Origin of the sequence: Metallumcola ferriviriculae, from assembly GCF_035573695.1 — a bacterium.
In the GTDB taxonomy this organism is placed as follows: domain Bacteria; phylum Bacillota; class JADQBR01; order JADQBR01; family JADQBR01; genus Metallumcola; species Metallumcola ferriviriculae.
The window spans coordinates 3,000,408-3,012,335 of record NZ_CP121694.1 but is presented as its reverse complement, the minus strand read 5'-3'; the positions used below and the strand labels follow the sequence as shown (position 1 = coordinate 3,012,335).

The following is an 11,928-nucleotide window of genomic DNA, read 5'->3' as shown; positions in this document are numbered from 1 at the left end:
TCTTCGACAACCGAGAGGAGGGGGAGTATTGGTTATCCGGGCCATGATTACGGAAGACAACTGGTGGACCCTTCTACATGAGCCTCGTTCATCATCTTCTTTAAACCTAGATTCCCGCATATACATAACGAGGAATTGTTCAATCGCTTTATTTGCAAGGCTTGTAGCAATATGATGTATTCGTATACATCGTTATGTGTTTAAACACCTAACGAGTCAACTATGCTGTTGTATCAAGGGTTTAAAGCTATATCGTTATGTGTTACCGGGAATCCATGTTTAAAGGAAAAGAGTATACTGCATATTTGTCAAAAAGACTTTATCAAGATTTCGAAACTAGGCTCAAGGAAATTTTCAGGTAGGTGAGACATGATGGGAAAAATGACTGTACTGCAAACTTTATTATTTTCCATACCGGAAGCCGTGGCTATAACTTGGCTGGCCTGCAGTTTAATGGGATTAAAAGTCTCATGGAAAAAGGTATTTTTGATAGGATTGCTCATGGGCGCAGCAGCCCATATTATCCGGCATTTCGCCGCTAGTTATGTCGTAAATGTGTTTTTTTATAACGCAGGATTAGTGGTAATTTTAACTTTCTTTCAAATGGGTGATTGGTTTAAAAGGATTATAGCTGTCATACTGTCAACCATTATTTACTTAATAATTGAGTTTTTCAACATTAAACTTTTGCAGTCTATTTACCATAGCAATCCGGCTGTGGTGCTGGAAAATACTACTTTACAATTTTTGTGGTTTATTCCTCAACTTGTGGTTGCTTTTATTATAGTTTTTGTTATTATCCGTTACCAACTATCTCTATTTAACAAACCACAGCAATTAGCTGACCAGGAGTGGAACCATGACCAGGAATTATTATAAAGCTGTGATTATACTATATATAACTCAGTTGGCGTTAATTGTTCTGTTAATCAATAACAGCTTCATGAAAAGGTATAATGTTTTGCAGCCGAATAATGACGATATTCTTGAGCTGATTTTTGGCATAGTGACCTTTTTTTTGATTATTGCCGCCATTTTTCTGATTCGAAAGTTATATACATCCGGTTTGGAGGAAGAGCAGCATAGACTAATGCGTTTAAAGTTTGAGCATATTCAGGAACAAAACCGCCTTTACCGCCGGCACCGTCATGACATTAAAAATCATTTAAGCGTTATTTCTAACTTAGCAAAAGAGAAAGAATACGAAAAACTGGAAGGTTATTTATCTCAGTATGTAAAGTCTTTAGATGACAGTATGATTAGCATCGAGACAGGTCTAAAAGAATTGGATGTACTTCTTTTTTCCAAGGTTACCGAAGCTAGGCAAAAAAATATTTCAGTGGACTTTAAATGCAGTACAATGATTAAAAGCGACAAAAGATACGTACTTGACCTGGTCTCCATATTAGGAAATGCACTGGATAATGGCATAGAAGCGTGTGAAACAATGCCGGAGCAATCCCAAGGGGTGATTACAGTACAAATTGGTGACGACCCCTTAGATTATATTATTGAAATTACCAATACCTTTACTCAAAGTCAGATTTTTACATCGGAAATGCTTTTTTCTGCAGGCTTTTCTACCAGGAAAAGTAAGCATACGGGAGACGGCCTTGCGATTATAAAAAGATTGACTGAAAAGTTGGATGGTGAAATGCTGCTTGATATTCAGGACAGTCTATTCAGATTAAAAATAGAGATACCCAAACATAGGCTGGAGGCATAGGAAAAGATGTTTAATATGGAAAAGACATCTGCGGTAATAATCTCTAAATTATATAAGAGTCAGCAAGTGTCATTGCCAGAACGGGCTTGATTGTGCTGGCGGCGTTATATAAAAGGGCTTATAGCTTCTGGGTGTTTAGCTTTAATATCATGTTGGTTTTTGTAGCTGCAGCGAGTGACAAAAATTTGTTATCTTTAATAATGGCTGCATCAATGGGCTTGTTTTTTCAGACGATTATGCTGACATCCCTAGGTGATACTATAGTAATTAAAGCAGATAAAATAATGCAAGGGATTGGAATTTAAGTTAGAACTTAGGGTTAGCATTCTTTGGACGGAAGACCTTAATAGCGGCCTGTGCTATGAACGGGCAAAAGGATATAAAAACCATTTTCAAAAATCAATTTAACTGCTGCCGGGCCCATTCTCCGGCGGTTTTGATTTTCAGTAGGGTGTGGCCTTCTCCAGGAGGCCCATCAGGAACGGTGGCTTGTTGTCTGACATTATGTTTGGTATAGATCACGATGTTTGTGAAAAGTGAGACTTTTTCCAAAGCTTTAGCAGGAAATTAAAGATTTTGGTGCGAATACTGTTATGATATGTACAATTTACAATTTACCTAAACGAGGAGGGAAATTTAAGTGTACCAAATTGTTGCAACAAAGGTCTTAGCTCCAACCATTAAGCTCTTTGAAATTAAAGCACCAATGGTAGCGGCCAAGGCGCAGGCGGGGCAGTTCATTATTCTGCGTGTTGATGAAGAAGGGGAACGGATCCCTTTGACAATTGCCGACTATAACCGCGATGCAGGGACTATAACCACTATCTTTCAGGAAATCGGTTATACCACTAAAAAGCTCGGTGCTCTTAATGAAGGTGACAGTCTTGTTGATTTCGTTGGTCCCTTGGGACAAGCTTCCGAAATTGAGAATTTTGGACGTATTGTTTGTGTGGGCGGCGGTGTAGGGGTTGCGCCACTTTACCCGATTACCCGAGCGCTCAAAGAAGCAGGCAATGAAGTGATTTCCATTATCGGCGCCCGTTCTAAGGATTTATTAATTCTTGAAGATGAAATGCGGTCGGTAAGTGATACTCTGCTGGTAGCCACTGACGATGGTTCCTATGGTCACAAGGGTTTTGTTACTGATTTATTAAAGCAGGTTATTGAGGAAAAAGGCGACGTTAAGCACGTATGGGCTATCGGTCCCGTGGTAATGATGCGGGCAGTGACGGGTACCACTAAGCCTTATGAGGTCCCCACTATCGTCAGCATGAACCCGATTATGGTGGATGGTACCGGCATGTGTGGTGCTTGTAGGGTTTCCGTTGGAAATGAGACTAAGTTTGCCTGTGTGGACGGTCCTGAATTTGACGGTCATTTAGTTGACTGGGATTTGGCTATCCGCCGTTTGGCAATTTTTAAGGATGAAGAAAAAAGAGCAGAAGCTGCAGCTAGTTGTGGAGGTGGATGCGGATGCCAATAATCAAGGAAAAGACACCCATGCCGTCACAGGATCCCCAAGAAAGAAGCAGGAATTTTAATGAAGTGGCATTGGGATATACCGAGGAAATGGCTCTGAAAGAAGCGGAGCGCTGCATACAGTGTAAAAATGAGCCATGTCGTCAAGGGTGCCCGGTGGAAGTGGATATTCCCGCGTTTATTCTAAAAATGAAAGAAAAAGATTATGATGGTGCTATTGCCAAAATCAAGGAGAAAAGCAATTTGCCTGCCATCTGCGGCCGGGTTTGTCCTCAGGAAAGTCAGTGTGAGAAGTACTGTACATTGGGCAAGAAAAATGAGCCGGTGGGTATTGGGCGCTTGGAGCGCTATGCCGCTGACTATGAATTAAATAAGGGCGTTACGCCGCCGGAAGTGCCTGCGAGCACCGGTAAAAAGGTGGCTGTGGTAGGCGGCGGACCGGCTAGTTTGACAGCGGCAGCGGATTTAGCACGATTGGGTCATCAAGTGACTCTTTTTGAAGCATTGCACGTAGCAGGCGGAGTATTGATGTATGGTATTCCCCAATTCCGTCTGCCTAAGGAAGTGGTGCAGACGGAAATCGACTATATCCGTAAACTTGGTGTGGACATTCGCACTAACGCTGTAATTGGTAAGATTAGCACCGTGGATGAATTGTTGGAACAAGGTTACGATGCAGTATTTATCGGTACCGGTGCAGGCTTACCATATTTCATGGATATACCCGGTGAAAACCTAAACGGAGTCTATTCCGCCAACGAATTTCTTACCCGCACAAATTTGATGAAGGGCTACAAATTCCCGGAATATGCCACGCCAATAAAAGTTGGTAAGAAAGTGGCCGTGGTTGGTGCCGGCAATGTGGCTATGGATGGTGCCCGTACCGCACTGCGTTTGGGTGCCGAAGAGTCATATATCGTCTATCGCCGTTCAGCCGAGGAGATGCCGGCTCGGACTGAAGAAATACACCACGCTGAAGAAGAAGGGGTGCAGTTTAAGCTACTCACCAGTCCGACAGAAATCGTGGCTACCGACGACGGCTGGGTGAAAGGAATGACCTGTGTCAAGTATGAATTGGGGGAACCAGACGCTTCCGGACGGCGCCGGCCTATTGCTATTGAGGGCTCGGAGTTCTTTATGGAAGTGGATACCGTAGTTATGGCCATTGGTCAGGGTCCTAACCCCTTAGTTCCCACAACCACCCCGGGCATGGAATTGAACAAAAAAGGAACCATCAAAGCCGATGAAGAATCCGGTGCTACTACCAAGGAAGGTGTTTTTGCCGGCGGCGATATTGTTACCGGAGCGGCAACGGTTATCCTGGCTATGGGTGCCGGTAAGAAGGCAGCTAAGGCAATTGATGAGTATTTGAAGAATAAAGCATAGATATTATTGAATTGAGACACGAACTTAAATAAAGATGTGGGGCCTATGACTATTAGCATGCTGTTGTTCAATACATTGGAGGCCGTTAAGCGCAGTGCAGAATAAACGGATTGTAACCGTCAGTCAACTGAATAATTACCTCAAGAGTTTGCTGGAAGCAGACCCGAATTTAACAGGTTTATGGCTAAAAGGTGAGATATCTAATTTTAAGCACCATAATTCGGGACACATGTATTTTACGCTGAAAGACAACAGCGGCAGTATGCGCTGCGTAATGTTTAAAGGGCGCAACAGTCGCTTGGCTTTTCGTCCGGAGAATGGCATGCAGGTTTTGGCTAACGGTTATGTGTCGGTCTATCCTCAAGGGGGCCAGTATCAGTTCTATGTTCAAGACATGGAACCTCATGGTTATGGCAGTTTATATGCTGCTTTTGAGCAGTTAAAATCAAAACTTGAAGCAGAAGGATTATTTGCTGCTGCTGATAAAAAGGCGATACCGGTTTTGCCTCGCAAAATCGGTATCGTTACTTCTATCTCCGGGGCAGCACTCAGGGACATTATTCATGTTATCCGGCGCCGCTTTCCCAGGGTTGAATTGATATTATCACCGGCGGCAGTTCAGGGGTGGGAAGCCCCCGCGGCAATTGCCCGGGCGTTGGATATGCTTAATCGGCATACTGATGTGGATGCTATCATTATGGGCCGCGGCGGCGGTTCCTTGGAAGAGTTATGGTCCTTTAATACTGAGGTTGTTGCTAGAGCGGTATACCAATCCGTGATACCGGTTATTTCCGCCGTAGGCCATGAAACAGACTTTACCATCAGCGACTTTGTAGCGGATAAGCGCGCTCCGACTCCTTCAGCAGCTGCTGAATTGGCGGTGCCTAATTATCAGGAATTAGAGGCGGGACTTTTTACTTTATCCCGGCGGCTGCATCAGGCGGTTGAGGGAAAACTGCGTACCGAGAAACAACGTTTGGCGTATTTGTCCCAACGAAAGGTATTTCAATCACCGCAAACACTGTTTCAGGATAAACACCAGACAATAGATCTTTTGGCAAAGGATTTGGGTAGGTCAATGCAGAAACTACTGTCAGAAAGGCAAATTCATTTTGCCCGCTTGGCTGCAGATTTAGATGCTTACAGCCCATTAAAGGTGTTGGGCCGTGGTTATTCTATCTGCCGTAAGTCGGATGGTACCGTAATCACCGAAGCTGTACAGCTCTTGCCAGGCCAAAAGGTGGAGGTTCTTTTGACCCGGGGGGCAGTGGATTGTACCATAGAGAAGGTGAAGGAGGAACTGCCGTGGCAGAAACCAAAGACATAAACTTTGAAAGCGCTGTAGAAAAGCTGGAAGTGATAGTCAATAAACTTGAGCAGGGTGATGCCACCTTGGAAGAGGCCTTGATGGATTTTCAAGAGGGAGTGGCGCTGCTGCAGCTTTGCAGTAAACGGTTAAATCAGGCAGAAGAAAAGATGAAGGTTCTTTTGGATGAGAATGGCGAAATCAGATTGGCAGCATTTGCAGAGGATGGAGAGGAATAGTGCGCCTTAACGAATATCTATCAGAACGACAAAAATTGATTAATGAAGAACTGGACCGTTACCTGCCGGGGGAGGAAGAGTTCCCTAATATTTTACACAAGGCAATGCGTCACAGCGTTTTCGCCGGCGGAAAACGCATTCGTCCGATTCTAGTAATGGCCGGGGCGGAAAGCGTGGGAAAGGATAAAGAATTGGTGCTGCCAACTGCCTGTGCCTTTGAATTTATTCATACCTATTCCCTTATTCATGACGATCTACCTGCTATGGACGATGATGACCTACGGCGGGGCCAGCCCACATGTCATAAGGTATATGGTGAAGCGGTGGCGATTTTGGCCGGTGACGCCCTGTTGACCCGCGCTTTTGAAGTTATCAGCGCAAACTTATCAGTACCCGGTGTCTCTGCTGCGGCGGTGGCTAGGGTGGTGAGTATTGCAGCTCAAGGTTCTGGTTGTGCCGGGATGGTGGGCGGTCAGGTGGCGGATATGGAAGCGGAAGGCAAGCCCGCGGATAAAGATAACATGGTATATATCCACAACCATAAGACTGGGGCATTGTTCCGCGCCGCATTATGCGCTGGTGCGGTACTGGCCGGTGCAGGCGATTCGGAAGTGGCCGCTTTGGATAAATACGGGCAGTATTTCGGTTTGGCATTTCAAATTACAGATGATATACTTGATGTAGAAGGTGAAGCAAAGATATTAGGTAAACCGGTGGGCAGCGATGAGAAAAATGCTAAAGCGACTTACCCGGCCTTATACGGCTTGGAAATGTCTTACCGAATGGCGGAAGAGAATGTAGCCAAGGCAGTAGACTCATTGCGGCATTTTACCGTAAAGGCAGAGCCGCTGCGCCAACTGGCTAGATTTCTCCTGACAAGAAGTTACTAGCATAGAAATGGCCGGGAAGGAATAGTCTTCTTGTGCCATTTTTCAATATATGGCAATAACTTGACAAAATGGTGTCAGGCACCTTTTTGTCAAGTTATTGCAGATTATTGCAGACTGTTCTAATTCGTGATATAATCTATATTCCTGTATATAATAAGCAATGTCTTACCGTTTGTGAGATATGAGGTAATCATTTCATGGCTTCATGCAGTTTTTACCTGAACTTTCACAGATGATATTAAACAAGGTGGTGCAGTATTCTAGTCAGGATACCGACTTTGAAGGCGGGCCTAAAAATCCGTCACGGGCACATCGATGAAGTTCCTGGTGCTGGCTGCCGACGCCCCGTCGGGGGTTGGTGCTGGGAGTTAAGGGGGATGGGGCGATCTACAAGGGCATGTAGGCGTTGACCCCGCCCCCGCGGAGACCCAAGTACGTGGTTGCCTTCCAGCGAGAAGGTGTTACGGCTTGGGATAGAAACCTGCATGTGGTGCGAAGAGTGCTGGGTGCAGTGTAGCCTGCCTTGAGTGGTGTTGGTGGATAAACGCAAAGGCGACCGGGATAAGTGGCCATATGTCCGGAGACCTGTTTTGAAACCAACACTGCAAAAGAGGCTAGAAGTCGGGTTACTGTAGAGGAAAACTCCTAGACTGTTTGCCATAGAGAGCAAAGCTAGGCAGGGATTAAAGTGTGTGCTAAGTGGTAATCCAGCCCTGCAACCGGTGACGGTGCAGAACCGGTCTTAAAGGGAAACCGCCGCGGTGGCAACGCCGGGTGACTGGTTGGGAAAACCTGCTGGACCTAAGCCACAGCGTTTACCTGCTTAGCTACCACCAATCTGTTACATATTCCGAACCTCTGGAAAGTGAATGGAGCGGATGTTGTTGGGAAACAATAAAAAACGCAGTCTTCACCTTCACGGGTTCTTGATAGCTTTTAGTACCTTTTTTATCGCAATACTTGCCAGTTTTATTTCCCAGAAGATTTTAGACAACATTACATCATTGATTTTAGCTTTTATTCTTTTGGCCCTAATTATACTGTTGGGGGTGCTGTTTGATATTATCGGCGTAGCTGTAACGGTGGCTTCAGATCGAGCTTTCCACGCTAAAGCAGCGAAAAGAGTGCCGGGAGCTCGGCAGGCATTGGGTATGATTCGTAATTCCCATGTGGTTGCCAGTTTCGCCAATGATGTAGTTGGTGATATTTCTGGAACTTTGAGCGGGGCCATAGGTGCGGTTATCGTGTTGCGCTTATTGACGGCACAGGTAACAGGCCCGCAGGTATATGCAGGTACGGTAATGACCGCCATTGTTGCTGCATTGACCGTGGGCGGCAAAGCTATAGGGAAATCTTTGGCCATTGAAAGGGCTGAAGATATTATCTTTCAGGTGGGCAAGCTATTGTTTTGGTGGGAAAGAATCTTCAAGGTGGAACTATTTTCAAACGGAAAAAGAAGGTGATTTTGTGGCCGACATTTTGCCAAATATAAAAAACCCCGATGACCTACGCCAGTTGGATAACAAAAGTTTAATTAAACTGGCAGCTGAAATCAGGGATGAAATGATATCCACCGTTTCCCGCACCGGCGGGCATTTAGCCCCTAATTTGGGGGTGGTGGAATTAACAATAGCCCTGCACAAAATGTTTAATTCACCTCGGGACAGGTTTGTTTTTGACGTGGGACACCAATCTTACGTACATAAACTTCTTACCGGCAGGCAGGAAGCGTTTGAAACGCTGAGGCAGTACCGAGGTCTCAGCGGTTTCCCGAAATTTCAGGAGAGTCCCCATGATGCTTTTAATACCGGGCACAGCAGCACATCCATTTCTGCGGCCACGGGCATTGCCTTGGCCAGGGATCAGCAGAAGAAAGATTACCATGTAGTGGCCGTGATTGGGGATGGTGCCCTCACAGGCGGCATGGCTTACGAGTCTCTGAATCATGCAGGACACTTAGGAACTAACTTAATTGTTATTCTTAATGATAACGAAATGTCTATTGCTTCTAATGTAGGGGCAATGTCCGGATATTTAAGCAGAATGCGTTCTGACCCTATGTATTATAAGGGTAAGGAAGATATTGAAAATCTCTTAAAGCGGTTGCCATCAGTGGGCAGTAGAGTACTAAAAGTGATGGAACGGGTAAAGGACAGCCTCAAGTATCTGGTTGTCCCGGGCATGCTTTTTGAAGAGCTGGGCTTTACCTATCTGGGACCGGTGGATGGGCATAATTTTACCAGCCTCAAGTCTGTTTTATCTAGTGCCAAGTCCATTAAAGGCCCTGTATTGGTACATGTATTGACTACCAAGGGTAAAGGATATCAGCCGGCTGAGGAAAATCCCGACCAATTCCATGGTATCGGGCCTTTTAACATTGAGTCTGGGAAAACAGTGAAAACCAAGGGTGCTCCATCTTATACTCAGGTGTTTAGTGATGCCCTGCGGGATATAGCCAGAGAAAACGATAAGGTGATCGCCGTTACGGCTGCCATGCCGGGTGGGACAGGTATCGATGCTTTCGGGCAGGAGTTTCCTGATAGAACATACGACGTAGGTATTGCGGAACAGCACGCGGTTACCATGAGTGCCGGATTGGCTGCAGGTGGTTACAAACCGGTAGTGGCCATTTACTCAACCTTTCTTCAGCGTGCTTATGACCAAGTGCTCCATGATGTAGCCTTGCAAAAACTGCCGGTGGTATTCGCTTTGGATAGGGCCGGTATAGTCGGGGATGATGGCGAAACCCATCAAGGGCTGTTTGACTTTGCTTATTTGCGAAATATTCCCGGCCTGACAATAATGGCACCAAAGGATGAGAATGAACTACGGCATATGCTTTATACAGCGGTCGAACATAATGAACCTATCTCCCTACGATACCCTCGAGGTTCCGGAATAGGTGTCACCATGGAAGGGGATCTGCAGCAATTACCCATTGGCAGAGGCGAGGTGTTGCGCGATGGAACAGATATCACCATTGTCGCTATCGGCAATATGGTACATCCTTCCCTTGAAGCAGCAGAAAAACTGGCTCTTAAGGGCGTTTCCGCTGCTGTTATTAATGCCCGTTTTGTTAAGCCATTAGATGAGGACTTAATATTAAAACAAATAGATAAGACCGGAAAGGTCGTCACCGTTGAGGAGCATGTCCTGGCCGGCGGCTTTGGCAGTGCGGTACTGGAAATGTTGGCTAAACACAGTATTAACGCGGATGTTTCTAATATAGCTGTGCCTGATGAATTTGTCCAGCAAGGAAGTCAAAGTATGATGCGGGCAAAATACGGTCTTGATGCTCCGGGAATCAGCCGGACCGTTGTAGAACGATTTTTTCCCGGAATAAATCTGAGGCAAGTCAGGCAGAGGGGTTAGAGTCAGATGGCTAAAGTCAGGCTGGACCTGCTGTTAGTTGACAGGGGGTTTTTCCCCAGTCGGGAAAAAGCGAAGGCCAATATTATGGCTGGCCAGGTGTTGGTAGATGAACAAAAGGTTGATAAAGCAGGAACCAAGGTGCACGATAGTGCTGCCATTCGTATTATTGGAGAAGCAATTCCTTATGTCAGTCGGGGCGGTTTGAAGTTAGCAGGGGCAATGGAAGCATTCCAATTGAAATTGGAAGGTAAAGTGGTTTTAGATATTGGCGCGTCTACCGGTGGTTTTACTGATTGTGCACTGCAATATGGTGCTGTTAAGGTTTTCGCAGTGGATGTGGGCTATGGGCAGTTGGCATGGAAACTGCGTCAGGACCCGAGAGTAATATGTCTAGAACGAACCAATGCCCGATACTTAAATATTGAACAGTTAGGGGAAAAGGTTGGATTGGTTACGATTGATGTGGCCTTTATCTCTTTAGAGAAGATATTGCCTGCTTTACCTTTTCTCTTAAAAGAGGAAGGTCAAGTAGTTGCGTTAATCAAACCCCAGTTTGAAGCGGGTAAAGAAAAGGTGGGCAAAAAGGGAGTGGTGCGTGACCCGGATGTCCATAGGGAAGTGATAGAAAATATCCTCGAATGTGCCAGGGAGTTGGACTTTCATGTATTGGGTCTGAAACATTCGCCTATTCGTGGTCCCGAGGGAAATATAGAATATCTGCTTTTTTTAGGGGTAAGTGCAAATGGCCAAATAAATCCTAATACTAAAGAGGTTGTTTCTGCTGCTCATCGGGATGTATGACCCGCTGAGCAGTTTTTTTCTGGATTGATTGGCTGCATCCGGGGTTATACTATCCTTGGGGGTGATGGACATTATTAAGGTGGATGAAAAGAAAATACCCAAGGTACGTGATGAAATAGTTTTGGCAGCGATAATTGTGTGGAATTTTTATATGGTTAATCGGCTTGCTCCTTATATACCCCAGTCAATGCCAGTTCAGCTGACTATGGGGGGGAGAATTCCCGGCCATATTGCTAAGTCATGGTGGAGCATTAATATTTACGGATTAGCGGCGCTAGTGTTGTTTGTGATATTTTCTTCGATAATATGGATTGGACGCAGAAGCCTAGATGATGATTTGCCCACCGGAAATTCAGCCGTCTCAGCGACATCCTTTGATGAATGGGCCCAAGGGACAGTCAAGGTGGCATTAAATGGCTGCCGCTTTATAAATGCAGCAGCAGTGGTGCTGCTTTCTTACGTGGGTTACGCTCGTATGCAGGTTATCATTGGTAATTGGCAGGGGTTAGGTATTGCTTTTTGGGTTTTCTTTATTTTCCTGGTTGTCGGAATAACATTGCTCATGGGTCAGATATTGTGGTTATTTCTAAATAGGCCCGTGCGCTCGAATACTAGTGACTAAAGCGATTGGCATTAAATTGGTCAAAGATTAATCTCGCAGGGAATAAAGTAGAAACACGCTTCTATATCAAAATCGAAAAATATAGCTAGAAAGAGTAATAACAAGGG

Annotated in this window: 12 protein-coding genes; all 12 read left to right on the top strand. The window is 45.3% G+C overall.

Going from position 1 to position 11,928, the window contains the following annotated elements; all coding sequences use genetic code 11:
* Positions 1-369: 369 nt before the first annotated feature.
* The 12 genes from MFMK1_RS14840 to MFMK1_RS14785 all read left to right on the top strand — a co-directional run bounded on the left by MFMK1_RS14840 (position 370) and on the right by MFMK1_RS14785 (position 11,821).
* Positions 370-879, top strand: a complete 510-nt coding sequence (locus MFMK1_RS14840) for a hypothetical protein (protein ID WP_366922466.1) — start codon at positions 370-372, stop codon at positions 877-879.
* Positions 860-1,726: a sensor histidine kinase gene (locus MFMK1_RS14835; protein WP_366922465.1), complete on the top strand. Its 867-nt coding sequence runs from the start codon at positions 860-862 to the stop codon at positions 1,724-1,726. Before MFMK1_RS14840 ends, MFMK1_RS14835 begins: the two co-directional genes overlap by 20 nt.
* 92 nt (positions 1,727-1,818) lie before the next feature.
* Positions 1,819-2,031 (top strand): hypothetical protein, encoded by a 213-nt coding sequence (locus tag MFMK1_RS14830; protein WP_366922464.1) that lies wholly within the window; start codon positions 1,819-1,821, stop codon positions 2,029-2,031.
* Between the two features lie 335 nt (positions 2,032-2,366).
* On the top strand, positions 2,367-3,209 hold the full coding sequence (locus MFMK1_RS14825; protein WP_366922463.1) for a sulfide/dihydroorotate dehydrogenase-like FAD/NAD-binding protein: 843 nt from the start codon (positions 2,367-2,369) through the stop codon (positions 3,207-3,209).
* A complete protein-coding gene (gene gltA / locus MFMK1_RS14820) occupies positions 3,200-4,591 on the top strand; it encodes an NADPH-dependent glutamate synthase (protein WP_366922462.1) in 1,392 nt (463 codons plus the stop codon). The genes MFMK1_RS14825 and gltA overlap by 10 nt, the downstream gene beginning before the upstream one ends.
* Before the next feature lie 94 nt (positions 4,592-4,685).
* Positions 4,686-5,918, top strand: coding sequence for an exodeoxyribonuclease VII large subunit (gene xseA / locus MFMK1_RS14815; RefSeq protein WP_366922461.1), 1,233 nt, complete (start codon positions 4,686-4,688; stop codon positions 5,916-5,918).
* The gene (locus MFMK1_RS14810; RefSeq protein ID WP_366922460.1) at positions 5,897-6,136 is read left to right on the top strand and encodes an exodeoxyribonuclease VII small subunit; all 240 of its coding nucleotides are present in this window, start codon (positions 5,897-5,899) and stop codon (positions 6,134-6,136) included. Before xseA ends, MFMK1_RS14810 begins: the two co-directional genes overlap by 22 nt.
* On the top strand, positions 6,136-7,026 hold the full coding sequence (locus MFMK1_RS14805; RefSeq protein WP_366922459.1) for a polyprenyl synthetase family protein: 891 nt from the start codon (positions 6,136-6,138) through the stop codon (positions 7,024-7,026). Before MFMK1_RS14810 ends, MFMK1_RS14805 begins: the two co-directional genes overlap by 1 nt.
* 884 nt (positions 7,027-7,910) lie before the next feature.
* Positions 7,911-8,489: a CNNM metal transporter family protein gene (locus tag MFMK1_RS14800; RefSeq protein ID WP_366922458.1), complete on the top strand. Its 579-nt coding sequence runs from the start codon at positions 7,911-7,913 to the stop codon at positions 8,487-8,489.
* Between the two features lie 4 nt (positions 8,490-8,493).
* The gene (gene dxs, locus MFMK1_RS14795; RefSeq protein ID WP_366922457.1) at positions 8,494-10,398 is read left to right on the top strand and encodes a 1-deoxy-D-xylulose-5-phosphate synthase; all 1,905 of its coding nucleotides are present in this window, start codon (positions 8,494-8,496) and stop codon (positions 10,396-10,398) included.
* Between the two features lie 6 nt (positions 10,399-10,404).
* Positions 10,405-11,199, top strand: a complete 795-nt coding sequence (locus tag MFMK1_RS14790) for a TlyA family RNA methyltransferase (RefSeq protein ID WP_366922456.1) — start codon at positions 10,405-10,407, stop codon at positions 11,197-11,199.
* A gap of 64 nt (positions 11,200-11,263) precedes the next feature.
* A complete protein-coding gene (locus MFMK1_RS14785) occupies positions 11,264-11,821 on the top strand; it encodes a hypothetical protein (protein WP_366922455.1) in 558 nt (185 codons plus the stop codon).
* The last annotated feature ends 107 nt before the right edge of the window (positions 11,822-11,928 follow it).

Bases quoted from the DNA above. Each gene is read 5' to 3' on its own strand.
- MFMK1_RS14785 (WP_366922455.1), top strand. From the start codon at position 11,264: ATGGACATTATTAAGGTGGATGAAAAGAAAATACCCAAGGTACGTGAT.
- MFMK1_RS14790 (WP_366922456.1), top strand. From the start codon at position 10,405: ATGGCTAAAGTCAGGCTGGACCTGCTGTTAGTTGACAGGGGGTTTTTC.
- gltA (WP_366922462.1), top strand. From the start codon at position 3,200: ATGCCAATAATCAAGGAAAAGACACCCATGCCGTCACAGGATCCCCAA.
- MFMK1_RS14835 (WP_366922465.1), top strand. From the start codon at position 860: ATGACCAGGAATTATTATAAAGCTGTGATTATACTATATATAACTCAG.
- MFMK1_RS14840 (WP_366922466.1), top strand. From the start codon at position 370: ATGATGGGAAAAATGACTGTACTGCAAACTTTATTATTTTCCATACCG.